The 16,251-nt window shown below is 73.1% G+C and carries 21 protein-coding genes; 10 read left to right on the plus strand and 11 right to left on the minus strand.

Going from position 1 to position 16,251, the window contains the following annotated elements; translation table 11 throughout:
* Positions 1 to 132: 132 nt before the first annotated feature.
* The gene (locus tag ABT263_RS24120; RefSeq protein ID WP_329487794.1) at positions 133 to 912 is read right to left on the minus strand and encodes an HAD-IIA family hydrolase; all 780 of its coding nucleotides are present in this window, start codon (positions 910 to 912) and stop codon (positions 133 to 135) included.
* Positions 913 to 1,343: 431 nt separating this feature from the next.
* On the opposite strand from ABT263_RS24120, the gene ABT263_RS24125 reads away from it, so the two are divergent.
* Together ABT263_RS24125 and ABT263_RS24130 are read left to right on the plus strand one after the other, a co-directional pair.
* Positions 1,344 to 2,396 carry a lytic polysaccharide monooxygenase auxiliary activity family 9 protein gene (locus ABT263_RS24125; RefSeq protein ID WP_352293136.1) on the plus strand — a complete coding sequence of 351 codons (1,053 nt, stop codon included), beginning with the start codon at positions 1,344 to 1,346 and terminating at the stop codon, positions 2,394 to 2,396.
* Positions 2,397 to 2,607: 211 nt separating this feature from the next.
* Complete coding sequence (locus tag ABT263_RS24130) at positions 2,608 to 3,711, plus strand: Gfo/Idh/MocA family protein (RefSeq protein WP_352293138.1); 1,104 nt, start codon at positions 2,608 to 2,610, stop codon at positions 3,709 to 3,711.
* A gap of 77 nt (positions 3,712 to 3,788) precedes the next feature.
* Here ABT263_RS24130 and ABT263_RS24135 read toward each other — a convergent pair whose 3' ends face one another.
* Together ABT263_RS24135 and ABT263_RS24140 are read right to left on the minus strand one after the other, a co-directional pair.
* Positions 3,789 to 4,211, minus strand: a complete 423-nt coding sequence (locus ABT263_RS24135; RefSeq protein WP_329487797.1) for a type II toxin-antitoxin system VapC family toxin — start codon at positions 4,209 to 4,211, stop codon at positions 3,789 to 3,791.
* Complete coding sequence (locus ABT263_RS24140; protein ID WP_329487798.1) at positions 4,204 to 4,488, minus strand: type II toxin-antitoxin system Phd/YefM family antitoxin; 285 nt, start codon at positions 4,486 to 4,488, stop codon at positions 4,204 to 4,206. The genes ABT263_RS24135 and ABT263_RS24140 overlap by 8 nt, the downstream gene beginning before the upstream one ends.
* A gap of 242 nt (positions 4,489 to 4,730) precedes the next feature.
* Here ABT263_RS24140 and ABT263_RS24145 point away from each other — a divergent pair, with 242 nt between their 5' ends.
* Positions 4,731 to 5,024 carry a DUF6412 domain-containing protein gene (locus ABT263_RS24145; RefSeq protein ID WP_329487799.1) on the plus strand — a complete coding sequence of 98 codons (294 nt, stop codon included), beginning with the start codon at positions 4,731 to 4,733 and terminating at the stop codon, positions 5,022 to 5,024.
* Between the two features lie 90 nt (positions 5,025 to 5,114).
* Complete coding sequence (locus ABT263_RS24150; RefSeq protein WP_352293140.1) at positions 5,115 to 5,834, plus strand: YidC/Oxa1 family membrane protein insertase; 720 nt, start codon at positions 5,115 to 5,117, stop codon at positions 5,832 to 5,834.
* Positions 5,835 to 5,888: 54 nt separating this feature from the next.
* Here the strand turns inward: ABT263_RS24150 and ABT263_RS24155 are convergent, their stop codons facing one another.
* Complete coding sequence (locus tag ABT263_RS24155; protein ID WP_352293142.1) at positions 5,889 to 6,443, minus strand: TetR/AcrR family transcriptional regulator; 555 nt, start codon at positions 6,441 to 6,443, stop codon at positions 5,889 to 5,891.
* 105 nt (positions 6,444 to 6,548) lie between these two features.
* Between ABT263_RS24155 and ABT263_RS24160 the strand changes: the two genes are divergently transcribed.
* On the plus strand, positions 6,549 to 6,980 hold the full coding sequence (locus tag ABT263_RS24160; RefSeq protein ID WP_352293144.1) for a DoxX family protein: 432 nt from the start codon (positions 6,549 to 6,551) through the stop codon (positions 6,978 to 6,980).
* Positions 6,981 to 7,136: 156 nt separating this feature from the next.
* Positions 7,137 to 7,877: a CDP-alcohol phosphatidyltransferase family protein gene (locus ABT263_RS24165; RefSeq protein ID WP_352293242.1), complete on the plus strand. Its 741-nt coding sequence runs from the start codon at positions 7,137 to 7,139 to the stop codon at positions 7,875 to 7,877.
* 102 nt (positions 7,878 to 7,979) lie between these two features.
* Here the strand turns inward: ABT263_RS24165 and ABT263_RS24170 are convergent, their stop codons facing one another.
* Complete coding sequence (locus ABT263_RS24170; RefSeq protein WP_352293146.1) at positions 7,980 to 8,255, minus strand: hypothetical protein; 276 nt, start codon at positions 8,253 to 8,255, stop codon at positions 7,980 to 7,982.
* Positions 8,252 to 8,614 carry an ATP-binding protein gene (locus ABT263_RS24175; RefSeq protein ID WP_329487804.1) on the minus strand — a complete coding sequence of 121 codons (363 nt, stop codon included), beginning with the start codon at positions 8,612 to 8,614 and terminating at the stop codon, positions 8,252 to 8,254. Before ABT263_RS24175 ends, ABT263_RS24170 begins: the two co-directional genes overlap by 4 nt.
* A 274-nt stretch (positions 8,615 to 8,888) precedes the next feature.
* Here ABT263_RS24175 and ABT263_RS24180 point away from each other — a divergent pair, with 274 nt between their 5' ends.
* The 4 genes from ABT263_RS24180 (at position 8,889) to ABT263_RS24195 (ending at position 10,923) form a co-directional block, all read left to right on the plus strand.
* On the plus strand, positions 8,889 to 9,734 hold the full coding sequence (locus tag ABT263_RS24180; protein ID WP_352293148.1) for a helix-turn-helix domain-containing protein: 846 nt from the start codon (positions 8,889 to 8,891) through the stop codon (positions 9,732 to 9,734).
* A 4-nt stretch (positions 9,735 to 9,738) separates the two neighbouring features.
* Positions 9,739 to 9,924, plus strand: coding sequence for a DUF397 domain-containing protein (locus ABT263_RS24185; RefSeq protein ID WP_352293150.1), 186 nt, complete (start codon positions 9,739 to 9,741; stop codon positions 9,922 to 9,924).
* A gap of 62 nt (positions 9,925 to 9,986) precedes the next feature.
* Positions 9,987 to 10,556 carry a PH domain-containing protein gene (locus ABT263_RS24190; RefSeq protein WP_352293152.1) on the plus strand — a complete coding sequence of 190 codons (570 nt, stop codon included), beginning with the start codon at positions 9,987 to 9,989 and terminating at the stop codon, positions 10,554 to 10,556.
* A 40-nt stretch (positions 10,557 to 10,596) separates the two neighbouring features.
* Positions 10,597 to 10,923 carry a nuclear transport factor 2 family protein gene (locus tag ABT263_RS24195; protein ID WP_352293154.1) on the plus strand — a complete coding sequence of 109 codons (327 nt, stop codon included), beginning with the start codon at positions 10,597 to 10,599 and terminating at the stop codon, positions 10,921 to 10,923.
* Positions 10,924 to 10,996: 73 nt separating this feature from the next.
* On the opposite strand, the gene ABT263_RS24200 is transcribed toward ABT263_RS24195, so the two are convergent.
* The 5 genes from ABT263_RS24200 to ABT263_RS24220 form a co-directional block, all read right to left on the minus strand.
* Positions 10,997 to 12,046 carry an ABC transporter ATP-binding protein gene (locus ABT263_RS24200; protein ID WP_352293156.1) on the minus strand — a complete coding sequence of 350 codons (1,050 nt, stop codon included), beginning with the start codon at positions 12,044 to 12,046 and terminating at the stop codon, positions 10,997 to 10,999.
* Between the two features lie 48 nt (positions 12,047 to 12,094).
* Positions 12,095 to 12,931: a DUF4097 family beta strand repeat-containing protein gene (locus ABT263_RS24205; RefSeq protein WP_352293158.1), complete on the minus strand. Its 837-nt coding sequence runs from the start codon at positions 12,929 to 12,931 to the stop codon at positions 12,095 to 12,097.
* A gap of 81 nt (positions 12,932 to 13,012) precedes the next feature.
* Positions 13,013 to 13,543, minus strand: coding sequence for a hypothetical protein (locus tag ABT263_RS24210; RefSeq protein WP_352293160.1), 531 nt, complete (start codon positions 13,541 to 13,543; stop codon positions 13,013 to 13,015).
* Positions 13,544 to 13,700: 157 nt separating this feature from the next.
* The gene (locus ABT263_RS24215) at positions 13,701 to 14,771 is read right to left on the minus strand and encodes an adenosine deaminase (protein WP_352293162.1); all 1,071 of its coding nucleotides are present in this window, start codon (positions 14,769 to 14,771) and stop codon (positions 13,701 to 13,703) included.
* A gap of 62 nt (positions 14,772 to 14,833) precedes the next feature.
* Positions 14,834 to 16,129: a DUF445 domain-containing protein gene (locus tag ABT263_RS24220; RefSeq protein WP_329487813.1), complete on the minus strand. Its 1,296-nt coding sequence runs from the start codon at positions 16,127 to 16,129 to the stop codon at positions 14,834 to 14,836.
* Positions 16,130 to 16,251: the final 122 nt, after the last annotated feature.

A 16,251-nucleotide genomic window follows, 5' to 3' on the forward strand; every position in this document is an offset into this window, starting at 1 on the left:
CCGTTTCCCTTGTATGGACCCCCCCCCCTAACCCACCCCCCCCCCATCCCCCCCAACCCAAACCGGCCCTCCCAAACGCCGGGCCCCCCCCCGCCCGTCGGCCGGGCGGGGCCCGCGTCATCAGAGCAGAGGCTAGACCAGGTCGACCAGGTCCGCGATCGACTGGACGACCCGGGTCGGCCGGTACGGGAACCGCTCCACGTCGGCGGCGGCGGTGAGGCCGGTGAGCACCAGGATGGTCTCCATGCCGGCCTCCATGCCCGCCACGATGTCGGTGTCCATCCGGTCGCCGATCATCACGGCGGTCTCCGAGTGGGCTCCGGCGCTGTTCAGCGCCTCGCGCATCATCAGCGGGTTGGGCTTGCCGACGAAGTAGGGCTCGACGCCCGTCGCCTTGGTGATCAGCGCCGCGACCGAGCCGGTGGCCGGCAGCACGCCCTCGGTGGACGGGCCGGTCTCGTCGGGGTTGGTGCAGATGAAGCGGGCACCCTGGTTGATCAGGCGGATCGCCTTGGTGAGCGCCTCGAAGCTGTAGGTGCGGGTCTCGCCGAGGACGACGTAGTCCGGGTTGTTGTCGGTCAGCACGTAGCCCGCCTGGTACAGCGCGGTGGTCAGGCCGGCCTCGCCGATCACGTAGGCGGTGCCGCCGGGGCGCTGGCCCTTGAGGAACTTCGCGGTGGCGAGGGCGGAGGTCCAGATGCACTCCTCCGGCACCTCCAGGCCCATGCCGGCCAGGCGCGCGCTGAGGTCGCGCGGGGTGTAGATCGAGTTGTTGGTGAGCACCAGGAAGGGCTTGCCGGACTCCCGCAGCCGGCGCAGGAACTCCTCCGCGCCGGGGATCGGCGTGCCCTCGTGGATGAGGACCCCGTCCATGTCGGTCAGCCAGGACTCGATGGGCTTGCGCTCTGCCACGTGCGTGTCTCCCGAAGTTGCAACGTCTTGCGATGGTCGTACCAAATCTGCGGCGCACCGCCGTCACCGTTGCGCCTCCCACCGGCCGGACCCACCTCGGGACACCGGACCGCCGGGGGTACTGCTGGCTGCCCCAACGGGGCACAGCCTAATCCGCACACCAGCCCGACGGCAGTACGTCCCGCCCACCGGAACGCCCAGGTCCGGACGACCGCGCCGGAGCCCGCACCGGACCCCGGGCCGGAGCCCGCACCGGACCCCGGGGCGGGACCGGCTCCGGACGGGCTCCGGGACCGGCCTGCGGCTCTCCCGCCTCAACGGCTCCTTAAGCCGCCCCTAACCTCTCTGAGCACCCCTCAGCAGGCCCCCGCCGCCCGGCTAGCGTGAACGGCACCACCCTCACCCCGCTCCCGCGAAGGAGTCCCCCCACCATGCCCGTGCGCCACCGCCTCCCCGCCGCCGTCCTCACCCTCGCCGCCGCCGGCCTCACCGTCGGGGTCGGTGGCGGACCCGCCGCCGCGCACGGCTCGATGCAGAATCCGCTCAGCCGGATCGAGGGCTGCTACCTGGAGGGCGCCGAGCACCCGAAGTCGGCGGCCTGCCAGGCCGCCGTGGCCGCCGGGGGCACGGCCGCCCTCTACGACTGGATGAGCCTGCGGATCGGGGACGCCGCCGGGCGCCACCGCGAGCTGATCCCGGACGGCCGGCTGTGCAGCGCGGGCTCGGACCTGTACAAGGGCCTCGACCTGCCGCGCGCCGACTGGCCCGCCACCAACCTCACGGCCGGGTCGGACTTCACCTTCCGCTACCGCGCCACCGCGCCGCACCGGGGCACCTTCCAGCTCTTCGTCACCAATGCCAGCTACTCCCCGACCAAGCCGCTGACCTGGGCGAACCTGGAGCCCCAGCCGTTCCTCACGGTCACCGACCCGCAGCTGACGGACGGCTCCTACGTGCTGCCCGGCAAGGTCCCGGCGGGGAAGACCGGGCGCCAGCTGATCTACGCGATCTGGCAGCGCTCGGACAGCCCGGAGGCGTTCTACTCCTGTTCGGACGTGGTCTTCGACGGCAGCGGCACCGCACCGACGACGACACCCGCGACGACACCCGCGACGCCGCCCGCGCCCGCTCCGGGCGGCACCGCCCCGGCTCCGTCGTCCGGCCACCCCGCCGGGCACGACCACAGCACCGCTGCGGCCACGCCGACCGCCGCGGCCACCACCCCCGCCGCCTCCGCCACCACGCCGCCGCCCACGACCGGCCCCGCAGCGGTGGCCGGCCCCGGTCCCACCACGCAGGCTCCTGCGCAGGCCGCCGCGCCCGCCCCGGTGCCGGCCACCGATCACGAGCGGCTCGCCCAGACCGGCTCCGACCGCTCCCTCGGCGTCCTGGCCTCGATCGGCTCGGCCTTCCTCCTGGCCGGCGCCGTCGTCGCCGTCATCCACCGTCAGCGCCGCCGCACCCCGGGTGCCCACGCCCGCTGACCCGCCCGCCGGCGCCGACCACCCCGGACCGGCCCGCCGGCCCCGACCACCCCGGACCGGCCCGCCCCCGGACCGCCGGGACGCCCGCCGCCCCACCGGCGGGCGTCCCGGTCGAACCACCCCGGCCGCCTCACCGTCCGTCACATCGAAGGCGCCGAAACCGTGGCCAATCGGACACCTCGTGCTGGCGCACCGTGATTGAGTAAGGCGCATGAGCCCCTCCTCACGCCCTTCCCGCGACCACGACGGCCCCTTCCGTGTCGGCCTGATCGGCTACGGTCTGGCCGGAGCCGCCTTCCACGCCCCGGTGATCGCCAGCACCCCCGGGCTCCGGCTGGACGCGGTGGTCACCGCCAACCCCGACCGCCGCGCCCAGCTGCGCACGGACCACCCCGGCGCCCGTGCCGTGGACACCCCGGAGCAGCTGCTGGCCGACCGGGACGCGCTCGACCTGATCGTGATCGCCTCGCCCAACCGCACCCACGTCCCGCTCGCCCGGGCCGCGCTGCGCGCCGGGCTGGCCACCGTGGTCGACAAGCCGCTGGCCGCCACCGCCGCCGACGCACGGGAGCTCTGCTCGCTGGCGCGGTCACAGGGCGTCCTGCTCTCCGTCTTCCAGAACCGGCGCTGGGACGGCGACTTCCTCACCGCCGCCCGGCTGGTCCGCGAGGGCGCGCTGGGCCGGGTGCACCGCTTCGAGTCCAGGTTCGAGCGGTTCCGCCCCAAGCCCAAGGCGGGCTGGCGCGAGCTGGCCGACCCGGCCGAGGGCGGCGGCACGCTGTACGACCTGGGCAGCCACCTGGTCGACCAGGCGCTCACCCTGTTCGGCCCGGTCGAGACGGTCTACGCCGAGATCGACACCCGCCGGGACGGCGCGGTGGTCGACGACGACGCCTTCCTCGCCCTCACCCACGCCTGCGGCACCCGCTCCCACCTGTGGACCAGCGCCATCACCCCGCTCGTCGGGCCCCGGCTGCGGGTGCTCGGCGACACCGCCGGATACGTGAAGTTCGGCATGGACCCGCAGGAGGAGGACCTCCGCGCCGGTCAGCGCCCGGACGGCACCGGCCGCGCCGGGGCGCCGTGGGGCGCCGACCAGCCCTCCCGGTACGGCACCGTCGGCACCGACGAGGACGCGACCACCGTTGCGACCGACCTGGGCGACTACCCCGCCTTCTACGCGGGCGTCGCCGCCGCGCTGGCCGACCCGGGCACTCCGCCGCCGGTCGACCCGCTCGACGCCGTGGCCACCCTGACCGTCCTGGAGGCCGCCCGCACCTCGGCCGCCACCGGCACGACCGTCCGGCTCGGCTGACCCCTTCCGGGGGCGCGGCGCGGCCGGTCGGCCCCGGTCGGCCCCGGCTGGAGTCGGCCGGACTGAGTCGGATCCGGTCAGATCCCGATGACCTCGACGGCCGCGCCGAGGCCCCGGAAGTCCGCCACGTTGCGCGTGTACAGCGGCAGCCCGTGCGCGGAGGCGACGGCCGCGATCATCAGGTCGATCCGGCGCGGACGCGGCTGGCGCCCGGCGGCGATGGTCAGCGTGACCAGCGTCCCGTACCGGGCGGCGGCGGCCGCGTCGAAGGGCAGCGGGTCGAAGTCGGCCATCGCCGCGCCCAGCACCTCCAGCCGCGACGCCCGGCTGACCGCGTCCCGGGCCATCGAGACGCCCTGCTGGAGCTCGGCGAAGGTGATCGCGGTCAGCTCCGGCACGGCCGGCAGCTCGGCCGGGTTGAGCAGCGCCAGGTCGATGTAGACGCAGGTGTCCAGCACCCCGGCCGGGCGGCGCCGGGGCGCCCTGCGCCGCTCAGCCACGCCGCCGCTCGAAGGGGTCGTCGCCGTCGTCCCCCACCAGCTCCTCGGGGCCGAAGTACTCCTCGGCCTCCTTGCGCATCTGCTGGTAGTCCACCCGCGGCAGCTTCACGTGCCGCGCCACCAGTTCCTCGGCCGTGAGCCGCCGCCGCTCCGCGACCGGCCGCAGCTCCGCGACCTCGACCCCGTTCCTGGTGATGTGGAAGGTCTCGCCCGCCTCCACCGCGTCCATCACCGCGGCGGAGTTGTTCCGGAACTCCCGCTGGGTAATTGTCTTCATCCTTCCAAGGTAGCCCCGGGTAGCACCGCTGGCTACGGTGCGCGGGAGCACCGGGGGCCGCCCGCCGTGAGCACGCGCTCCCCCGGGAGCGCCGGGCGTCGTACCATCGTCGACAACGCCCGGACTCGGTACCGCCGAGCCCGGCGCGTCCGTCGGCACACCAGTCGGTTCATCAGCCCGTACGCCAGGCACTCGGTGCCCGGGCACTCGGCACTCGGCACTCGGCAGGAGAGGAGCTCACCGTGGGATTCGTCGCGATGCTCCTCGGCCTGCTCCGGGTGCTGACCGGGGAGGCGCTCACCGACGGTGGAACGCTGACCTCGGTGGCCGCCGCCGCGGCCGTGGTGCTGCTGGCCGGCGCCGTCGCGGGCACGCTGGCCGCGGCCCGGCTGCTGGGCGCGCGGGCGCCGGCCGCCGTCCGGGACGGGACGCTGCGTCGCCGGGCGCTCCGGACGGCCTTCCTCCCGCAGCGCGATCCCGACGCCCGGGGCAGGCGACGCCCCAGGGCCCCGGGCGCGGCCCCGGCGGCCGCGTAACCACCCCTTTCTCCACCGCCGTCCACGCGGCCGCCCTCCGCCGATCACTCATGTCCTGAGACGCTGAGACCCCGGAGGGCTCGCTCCACCATGTCCGTTTTCGCAGTGCTCGACCCGGCCGTCGGCCTGGCCCACGACGTCGTCGCCTCCCTCGCCCACCTGGTGCCCACCGCGCTGGCGATCGTCCTGTTCACCGTCTGCGTCCGGCTCGCCCTGCACCCGTTGGCGCGGGCGGCGGCGCGCGGCGAGAAGTCGCGGGCCCGGCTCGCGCCGAAGGTCGCCGAGCTGAACCGCAAGCACAAGGGCAAGCCGGAGAAGCTCCAGGCCGCGCTCGCCGAGCTGTACCGGGAGGAGAAGGCCTCGCCGTTCGCCGGGTGCCTGCCGATGCTGATCCAGATCCCGTTCTTCTCGGTGATGTACCGGCTGTTCACCACCCCGAACGACCTGCTCGGCCACACCCTCTTCGGCGTCCCGCTCGGCCTGCACGCGGGCGGCGCGCAGAGCGCCGCGCAGTGGGTGGTGTTCGGCGCGCTGTACGCGGGGCTGGCCGCCGTGGGGTACGTCAACTTCCGCCGGGCCCGCCGTGCGCAGGCGGCCGCTCCGAAGCAGCCGGCGCAGCCGGGCCAGCCCGGGCAGGCCGGACTGATGGCGGTCATGCCGTACCTGTCGTTCGGCACCGTGCTGTTCGCGGCGCTGGTGCCGCTGGCCGCCGCGCTCTACCTGCTGACCACGTCCGCCTGGTCGGCCGCCGAACGCGGCTGGCTGCACCGGGGCGGGACCGCTCCGGTGCCGGCGGTGGCGCTGATCTGACCGGCGCGCCGTACGGTCCGGCGGCGGGTGGGCGGCCACCCGCCGCCGGGCGGGTCAGGCGCGCAGCAGGTTGCCGATCACCGCGCGGGCGATCGTCGCCGGGTCCTCCCCGGCGCGGTCGGGCAGGCTCCCGCTGTTCCACAGCTGGGCGAAGCCGTGGACGATCGACCAGGCCGCCAGTTTGAGCTCGCGGTCCCGCGCGTGCTGCGGGGCGGACGCCGCGAGCGCGGCGGCGAGGGCCTCGTCGGCGCGGGCCCGGGCGGCGGACAGGTGCGGGTCGTCCGGGTGGTAGAGGCCGGGCTCGAACATGACCGTGAAGTGGGCGCGGTGCCCGACGGCGAACCGGACATAGGCGATCCCCGCCCCGGCCAGGTCCGGCCCGGCAGCGCGTACCGCGTCGGCGAGGAGTTCGTACCCCTGGGCGGCGAGTGCGGTGAGCAGTCCCGCCTTGTCGCCGAAGTGGTGGGCGGGGGCGGCATGGGAGACGCCGGCCCGCCGGGCCAGTTCGCGCAGGCTCAGCGCGGCGGGCCCGTTCTGTTCGATGGCCGCGGCGGCGGCGGCGAGCAGGGCATTCCTCAGGTCACCGTGGTGATAGGGCTGGGCAGACATGCCCCGATCATAACTTTCCATTGACAAGATGGCGCGGCCGCACCTAACTTGATGGTGTCAAGATGCCCTGCGCGCAGGGCACCACCCGCACCTTCGGAGGCCGAGATGGCACCCCTGATCGCTCTTGTCGCCGGATTCCTGGCCGCCCGCCTGGCCGGACTGGCCGGTGTGGACGTGCTCGACGGCTGGCACCCCGCCCTGCGGGTCGGACTGGCCGCGATGTTCCTGCTCACCGCGTCCGCGCACTTCCTCCCGCGCCTGCGGAGCGGACTCGTCGCCATGGTCCCGCCGGGCCTGCCCCGGCCGGAGCTGCTGATCACGCTGACCGGCCTGCTGGAGCTGGCCGGCGCCGTCCTGGTCCTCGTCCCGGCGACGACCAGGTTGGCGTCCGCGGGTCTGATCCTCATGATGATCGCGATGTTCCCGGCGAACGTCTCGGCCGCCCGCCGCCGACTCCCCGGCGTCACCCCGATCGGCCCCCGCACCGCTCTCCAGGTGCTGTTCGTCGCGGCCGCCGCACTGACCTTCGCGGGCTGACCCCGCGCCCTCGCGCCTCCGCTCCGGCTCGGCGACGCCACCTCGGAGCCCCGCCCCGGACCGTGGCCACGGCAGGCCGTAGCCTTTGATCGTTTCTGAGTCCGGCCGGACAAGGTGGAGGAATTCGTGAAGGTCGCAGCACCGACGTTGGCCGAGATGCGGGAGGTCTGCCAGCCGCAGGCCAAGATGCAGAGCCGCAACGGTGAGCACTGGGCGGGCCGCCTCTACATGCGCCGGATCTCGCTGCGGACGACGCGGCGGCTGGTGCGGACGTCCGTCTCGCCGAACACCCTGACCTGGGTGATGGTGGTCTGCGGCGTCGGCGCCGGGGCCGCCCTGGTGATCCCCGGGCTGACGGGCGCGGTCCTGGCCGCCCTGCTGTTCCAGGGGTTCCTGCTGTTCGACTGCGTCGACGGCGAGGTGGCCCGCTGGAAGCGGCAGTTCAGCACGGCGGGTGTGTACGTCGACCGGCTCGGCGCCTACCTGGCCGATGCCGCGCTGATGATCGGTGCGGGCATCCGGGCCGCCCGGGGCGGGTCCGACCTGTGGATCTCGGTCGGCCTGGCGACGGCGCTGGGCGTCGTCCTGCTGAAGGCCTCCACCGACCTGGTCGACGTGGCCCGGGCCCGCAGCGGGCTGGCGCCCGCCGACGAGGAGTCGACCCAGCCGCGCTCGCAGGGCATGGCCACCGCGCGACGGTTCGCCTCCATCTTCAAGATTCACCGGGTGACCAACGGCATCGAGGCCTCGCTGGTGCTGCTGGCCACGGCGGTGGCGGACGCGGCGGTCGGCGGCCTCGGGCCGACCCGGATCGCGCTGGCCGCGATCGCGGTGATCACCTGGGGGATGGTCGTCGCCCACCTGGCGTCGATCCTCTCCTCGTCGCGCCTGCGCTGACCGGCCGCCGGACCGCCCCGGCGCGGTCGGCGGCGTCGCGGCGCAGGGCGTCGCTCCTCGCCTGACAGACCGCGCCGACGACGGCGGACAGGACGATCAGACTCAGGAGTCCGAGCACGGCGGACTCGTCGAGATGGTGCCGAGGGGCCTGCCGCAGCGCCAGCCCAGCCGCCAGGCGAGGCCGTGCATGAGGTCCTCGGCCTGCCGGGTGGTGAGACGGAAGACGAGCTGCTCGTCGGGATCCGCACCGACGGGGTCGTCGACGGCCAGCCGGAGCTGGACGGCGGCGTCCGGAGAGGGTTCGACGGCGAGGTAGGGGACGGTGGTGGTGCCGGCCTCGTGCGGCCGCGGGGGAACGGGCAGGTGGATGACGTTCACGCGACGGCGTCCAGCTCGAACCAGACGGCCTTGCCGCGCTTGCAGGGCTCGGCGCCCCACCGGTGGGTGAGGCCCTCGATGAGCTGGAGGCCGCGCCCGCACTCGGCGAGGTCGGAGGGGTGGCGCTGCTCCGGCAGCTCGCAGCTGTCGTCATTGACGGAGACCCGCAGCGTGGTGTCGTTGATGAACACCAGGACGACCGGCGAGGACGTCCGGCCGTGCCGCCAGGCGTTCACGATGAGTTCGGCGAGCGCGAGTTCGGCGTCGGCGATGACCTCGGGGTGCCAGCCGCTCCGCGCCATGGCGCTGCGGAGGCCCTCGCGGGCGAGGGTGAGGGAAGGGGAGTTGCGGTTACACACGGGGAATCTCCCTGCGGTGTAGGTGGGGCACACCGGTGAGGGTGTCGCCGTGAGCCAGTCCGCAGCGGCGCTGGAAGGACCACATACGGATGCTCTTCGGTGCCCGGGCAGCAGGTACCAACTGCCCTAGGGGTTGGCGTTACTGACAACCCGTTCGGTGAGCGGTGCATCACAGACTGTAGGGCACTGGACGGCAAATTTGCCAGCCGATCCGTAGAAGATGTGCCGATGGATCAGCTGGACTGACACAGCTGCGGGGGTAGATGCTTGGCAGATGCCACCTACCCCAACAGCACGCCGCAAGCGGGTCGGCATCGAGCTACGGAAGATGCGAGATGCCGCCGGCTGCACGGCAGGAGAGGCCGCCACCGTTCTCGGGGTGGACCGCAGCAAGGTCACACTCATCGAGCAGGGGACCTATCCGGTCAGCGCTGAACGTGTGATCGCGCTGGCCAACAAGTACGGCGAGACCGACCAGGACTTCGTCGAAGCTCTCGCGGCTATGGCGGGCGACCGCTCCAAGGGATGGTGGGAGGAGTATCGGGGAGCCGTCCCGATCGGGTTCCTCGATATCGCCGAGCAGGAATACCTCGCTCGCGGAACGCAGTCCTACCAGATCTGCCATCCTCCAGGGCCAATGCAGACCGAGCGATTCAGCAGAGCCATCTTCCGCGATGCCCAGGTACCACTGAGTCCACGCGTGGTGGAAACTCGTATCGAACATCGCATGCGACGCGCCGATACTCTCATGACAGAGGGTGCCCCGCCGTATCTCGCGATCGTGCACGAGGCCGCACTGCGCATGCAGTTTGGTGGCCGAGAAGCGGCACGAGAGCAGTTGGACTGGCTACTGGAGCTCTCACAACGTCAGCATGTCACGCTTCGCGCGATCACCTTCGAGTCGGGTGGATTCAAGGGATCCGGCCAAGCGATCATCTACATGAACGGCAGCGCGCCACGCCTCGACACCGTCCTCTATGACACCGTCGACGGGCCGACGTTCCTTCATTCAACAGAACACCTGGACAAGTATCGCGCGATCATAGAGGAGATGACCGAAAGGGCTCTGTCGGTCGACCGTTCTCGCGATCTGATTTCAAAGATCAAGAAGGAGATGTAGACCAATGGATGACCTCACCTGGATACGCCCCGAGGCGTGCGCAAACTCTGCCAACTGCCCCGAGGTGGCCATCACCCCCGACACCGTCTACCTCCGCAGCAGCCTCCAGCCCTCCGCCGTCGCCCAACTCACCACCGACGAGTGGCGTGACCTCCTCGCCGGGATCCGCAACGGGGAGTTCGACGTCTGACGCCCGGGCCCGCCCGGGCCCCACCCCCTCTCCACCGGGGCCCGGGGCGTAGTGTGCGAACGGTGATCGAACTGAGCTTCCGGGGGAAAGACCGGTATCGCCCGTCCTGGCTTCACCTCGGCGTCCTCTGCGTGGTGTTGGCCGTGGAGGGAGTGTTCGCCGCCTACCGTCTCGGCCCGGCGGGCTTCGGCTGGGTGCTCGGCGGGACCCTGGTGCTGGTCGGCCTCGCCACCTTCGTCGTGCTCCGGTCCTGGACCACCGTCGACGCCTCCGGCATCACCATCTGCTGGGGCCTCGGTCGCGGCCGCACCTATCCCTGGCACGAGATCCGCTGGATCGACATCCGCGAGACCGACAACCAGTACGGGTACTCGCTCGTGCCCCGGATCCACCTCACGAACGGTCGGCGCCGCTCACTGCCCGGGCTGCAGCACAGCGACATCTACCCTTCCCCCGACTTCCACGTGGACTTCCAGCGCATCATCAACTGGTGGGACCTGAGCACGGATCCGAGCATCCGTGTCCAGCCGTCGAGGCAACTTCGCGACCGGGTGGGCCCCATGGCGATCGGGATGATCGCCGGCCTCCTCATCGCGGTCGTCGTCGGACTCGTCTTCGTCCTGAAGAACTGACCCGGCTCCGAACCGAATCCGACCCGAACGGACACCCCGCATGACCAGCCCGCAGGACGTGGTCGAGCAGCAGCTCACCGCCTACAACAACCACGACATCGACGCCTTCGTCGCCACCTACGCCGAGGACGTCCTCGTTCTTCGGCGGGACGGCAGCCGGCTGGAAGGCCGTCAGGCCCTGCGCGACACCTACACCCGGCAGTTCGCCGCGGGCCGCTGCCGGGCGGAGATCGTGGGAGGGCTCACCGAGGGCGACTGGGTGGTCGACCACGAAGTCGCCCACGGCCTGTCCGACGAACCGGTCCGCGTCCTGGTGGCCTACCGGGTCCGCGAAGGCCTCATCGACCGCGTCGAGTTCCTCGGCTGAGCCCGCGCACCCTGCTCGCCCGCCCTGCTCGCCCCGCCCTGCTCGCCCCGCCCTGCTCGACCGCCCTCACCCGTCACCCCGCCGACAGCAGGGCGGTGAGCACCTCCTCCGGGTCAGGGCCGTGCACCGTCAGCGCCTCCGCGCGGACGGCGGCGAGGTCCAGGGCGTCCAGCACGGCCTTCACCGTGACGATCGAGTTGTCGCCGGGTATGGACAGCGCCAGCGCCTCCTCGTCCGGCGCCGCGTAGTCGAAGAGCGCCGCGGCCGCCCGGAGTTCGGCCCGGCCGGCGAAGCTCAGCCGCAGGTGGCTGCCCGGGACGAACCGTCTCAGCTCGGCCGCCGTGCCCTCGGCCACGATCCGGCCGCCGTTGAGCACGGCCGTCCGGTGGGCGACCCGGTCCGCCTCCTCCAGGTGCCGCGTGGTGAGCAGGACGGTGAGGCCGTGGTCGGTGGCGAGGCCCCGGACCGTCTCCCCCAGCGCCCGCCGGCCCGCCGCGTCGAGGCCGGCGGTCGGCTCGTCGAGCAGGACGACCCGAGGCTCCCCGACCAGCGCCATCGCCAGATCCAGCGTGCGCAGCACGCCGACCGGGAGACCGGCGGCCGGCCGGTTCGCCACCTCCCTCAGTTCGAAGCGCCGCAGCAGCTCCGCGACCCGCCTGCGCCCCTCCCGACGGCCCAGGTGGTGGAGGTCCGCCATGAGGAGCAGGTTCTCCTCGGCGGTGAGCAGCTTGTCCACCGCCGAGACCTGGCCGACGACACCGATCGCCCGCCGGACCTCACCCGCGCCCCGAACTCCGCCCACGCCCCGGACCGCACCCGCGCCCGCGCCCCGAGCCCTGCCCCCTCGCAGCGCCCTGCCCCTTTGCGGAACCCTGCCCGCCCGCTGCACCAGCTCGTGCCCGGCTACCCGCACCACCCCGCCGTCGGCCGGGACGAGCGTGGAGAGGATCCGCACGACGGTGCTCTTCCCGGCTCCCCTCGCCCCGAGGAGTGCGAACACCGTGCCCTCGGGGACCGTCAGGTCGATGCCGTCCAGCACCACCCTCCCCCCGTAGGACTTGGTCAGTCCGGCCACGGAGAGCGCCGCCGTGATCGGGGCGGCGGGGACCGGCCTCAGGGTCATGGCTCACGCCTCCTTCGCTACCGGGTACGCCGGGCCGTGACCGGGTGGTCAGGAGCGCCGGATCACGATGTCACCGAGCTGCGTCCGCCCCCGGATCTCGACCCGCTCCGTCGCCTCGCCGGGGCCCGCGGCGGCGCCGAGCGAGTTGCGGAGGCTGCCGAGCTTGGTGTGGACGTCGAGCCAGGCGGCCGTGCCCTCGCGGATGCCGACCTCCAGCTCGCCGATGGCGCTCTGCAGGACGACCCTCCCGCGGACCACCTCACCGATCCGGACGGCGCCCTGGGCCGTCTTGATGTCCACGTCCCCGAGGGCCGTGCCGACCTGGATCTGGCCGTTGGAGGAATTGACCTTGAGGTCCCCGCCGGCCTCGCCGATCACCGTCTCGCCGTTGAGGTTCTTCACCGTCACCGTGCCCGCCACGGTGCCGATCTCGACCCGGCCGGAGCCGTTGACCTCGGCGTCCCCGTCGGCCCGCCGCAGCCGGACGTCCCCGTGGTCCGTCCGCAGGTGGACGGAGTCCGCGTGCTCGACCTGGATCCGGCCGACCGACGTCCGCACCCGGCAGTCGCCCAGCAGCCCCTCGCAGAGGAAGTCCCCCATCGGCGCGTTGCCGTGGACCTCCGAACCGGCCGGCAGCTCGACGGTGACGTCGACCGAGCCCGCCCGCCCGAAGAGCGAGCGCTTCTTCGGGCCCTTCACCACCAGGGCGCCGCCCGCGTAACTGATCCTGGTCTGCTCCGCGGCCTTGACGTCCGCCTCGACCGCCGGGTCCGCCGGCCGGACCTCGACCACGGTGTCCGTGCGCTTGCCCGCGGCGATCCGGACGGACGCGATGTCGAACTCGATGGTGGCGCTGATCGGGCCCGGAGTGTCGAAAGAAGGCATGGCTGTCCCGTTCTCTTGGCTCTGATGGATGAACCCGCCGGTCGGACGGGGTGGAAGGAGAAGGAGTGGGAAGCGCGGGACCTAGTGGACCCAGCCGGTGAACCCCTGCCCGGTCGGTGACACCGTCCGCCCGACGGCCCGGACGGGCTCGCCCGGCTCCAGGGCGGCGGCGACGGCGCGGACCAGCCAGGCGTTGGTCGAGAGGCCCTCCTGGCCGGCCGCCTCCTCGACCCTGGTCTTGAGGTGGGCGGGCAGACGGAAGTTGATCCGGGCGGTGTTGCCGTCCTCCCCTTCCGGCCCCACCGGTGCCACCGGCGGCGCCACCGGCGCCGGTGACCGCTCACCGGCGTCGTGGAACACCTCCGGCGACGGTGGCGCCATCACCACGAACTCCGGATCCAGCCCCCGGAGCCGGACGTCCACCGAGCCGGGCGCGAGATCACGGGTGACCTCGCCCATCGCGGCGGAGAGGGCGTTGAGAAGGGTGAGCCGCACGGCCGACTCCAGCGGAAGAGTCAGGCGCTCGGCCAGGGCACGGGCTTCGTCTCCGCCCGCGCTCGCTGCGACCGCGAGCTCGTTCCGGAGGTTGTCGACGTACGGCGAGAGGTCCATGCCCCAAGGATGGCACACCGATGGCGCCACACCAAGCCCTTTTGGCGCCACAACCCGAAAGAGTGGCGCCACGCGTCGGCGCGGGCCCCGCCGCCGGACGCACCGCGGGCCGGTGCCGTCCAGGACGGCACCGGCCCGCAGGCACTCCGGGGGAAGGTCAGACCGTGCCCCACCCGGCCAGGTGGGCGTCGATCTCGCCGACGATCCGGGCCTTGCCGGCCGGGTCCAGGAAGGACGCCTCGACCGCGTTGCGCGCCAGCGCGGCGACGCCCGCCTCGTCCAGGTCCAGCAGCCGGGCCGCGACCGCGTACTCGGTGTTGAGGTCGGTGCCGAACATCGGCGGGTCGTCGCTGTTGACGGTGACCAGCAGGCCCGCGTCGACCATCTGCCGGATCGGGTGCTCCTCGATCCGCTCGACCGCGCGGGTCGCGATGTTCGAGGTCGGGCAGACCTCCAGGGCGATCCGGTGCTCACCGAGGTGGTCCACCAGGGCCGGGTCCCGCACGGCCTGGGTGCCGTGGCCGATGCGCTCGGCGCCGAGCAGCCGCAGGGCGTCCCAGACCGTCTCGGGGCCGGTGGTCTCGCCCGCGTGCGGGACGCTGCGCAGACCGACCGCCCGCGCCCGGTCGAAGTACGGCTTGAACTGCGGGCGCGGCACGCCGATCTCCGGGCCGCCGAGGCCGAAGCTGACCAGGCCCTCGGGGGCGAGGTCGACGGCGAGCCGGGCGGTCTCCTCGGCGGCGGCCAGACCGGCCTCGCCGGGGATGTCGAAGCACCAGCGGAGCACGACGCCGAGGTCCTTCTCGGCCCGCACCCGGGCGTCCTCGATGGCCTCCATGAAGGCGACGTCGGGGATGCCCCGGCTGACCGAGGAGTACGGCGTGATGGTCAGCTCCGCGTACCGGATGTTCTGCCGGGCCATGTCCTCGGCGACGCCGTAGGTCAGCGCGCGGACGTCCTCGGCGTCGCGGATCAGGTCGACGACGCTGAGGTAGACCTCGATGAAGTGGGCGAAGTCGGTGAAGGTGAAGTACTCGGCGAGGGCGGCCGGGTCGACCGGCACCTTCGACCGGCCGCGGTGGCGCGCGGCCAGCTCGGCGACCACCCGCGGCGAGGCCGAGCCCACGTGGTGGACGTGCAGCTCCGCCTTGGGCATCCCGGCGATGAACGCCTCGATGCCCCGGTTCGCGGTGGGGTTTCCGATCCGACTTCCGTCCGGCTGGACCACGGTGGTGCCCTTCTTCTCTACACGCGTATCAAGCTGTGTCCGCAAGGATAAGCACAGGTGGCTCACCCTCCGAGGGCCACCGCCACGGTGTGGATGAGCAGTCCGGCCAGCGCTCCGACCACGGTCCCGTTGATCCGGATGAACTGCAGGTCACGACCGACGTTGGCCTCGATCTTGCGGGACGCGTCGTCCGCGTCCCAGCCGGCCACGGTCTCGGAGATCAGCGAGGTGATCTCCGCGCGGTAGGTGTCGACGAGGTACTGGGCGGCGTCCTGGAGCCAGCCGTCCACCTTGGCCTGGAGCTTCGGCTCGGTCGCCAGGCGCGCGCCGAAGTCGCGCACGCCGTCACGGATGCGCCGGCGCAGCTCGCTGTCCTCGTCCTCGGCCGCGGTCAGCACCAGGGCGCGGACGGCGGCCCAGGTGGAGGCGATGAGCTCCTGCACCTCGGGGCGGACCAGCAGGTCGGCCTTGGCCCGCTCGACCCGGGCGATGGTCTCCCGGTCGCTCTGCAGTTCGGTGGCGAAGTCGGCGAGGAAGTTGTCGACGGCGCCGCGCGCGGCGTGGTGCGGGTCGTCCCGGATGTCGGTGACGAACCGCATCAGCTCCTTGTAGACCCGCTCGCCGACCTGGTGGTCGAGGAACCTCGGCGTCCAGCCCGGGGTCTTCTGGGTGACCCGCTGGACCACCTCCTCGTGGTTCTCGGTCAGCCAGTCGTGCACCCGGACGGCGATCAGGTCGACCACGCCGTGGTGGCCGCCGTCGGCGACCACCCTGCCGAGCATCCGGCCCATCGGCTCGGCGACCGAGGTGGCGGCGGCCCGCCTGGTCACCGCCTCGCCGACGACCGCCTGGACGTCGTCGTCGCGCAGCACCGCGAGGACGCCGCGCAGCGCGGCCGACGCCTCCTTGGTGACCCGCTCGGCGCTGCCGGGCGCGGCCAGCCACTCCCCCAGCCGGCGGGCGATGCCGAGCGCGGCGAGCCGGCCGCGCACCACCTGGCCGGAGAGGAAGTTGTCGCCGACGAAGTCGCCGAGCGACTTGCCGAAGGCGTCCTTCTTGGTCGGGATGATCGCGGTGTGCGGGATCGGCAGGCCGAACGGACGGCGGAAGAGCGCGGTCACCGCGAACCAGTCGGCGAGCGCGCCGACCATGCCCGCCTCGGCGGCGGCGGCCAGGTAGCCCGCCCAGGCGCCGGCACCGGCCGCCTTCGCCCAGGTGGCCAGGGCGAAGACCAGGGTCGCGAAGGCCAGCAGGCCGGTCGCGATGGTCTTCATCCGGCGGACGCCGCGTCTCTTCTCCTCGTCGGCCGCGGTGAACCGGACCCCGGGCCCGGTCCCGCTGAAGGCATCGTCACTCACCCCGCCAGTCTGCCCGTTGCCGGCGCATGCGGAGGGCGCGCCCCACAAAGACGCGCCCCCGCCGTGGGAACGCCGTGCGCCCGGCCCGGCCACCGGACCGGACGCACGCCCGCCGCGCCGGG

Source organism: Kitasatospora sp. NPDC001603 (assembly GCF_040298365.1).
In the GTDB taxonomy this organism is placed as follows: domain Bacteria; phylum Actinomycetota; class Actinomycetes; order Streptomycetales; family Streptomycetaceae; genus Kitasatospora.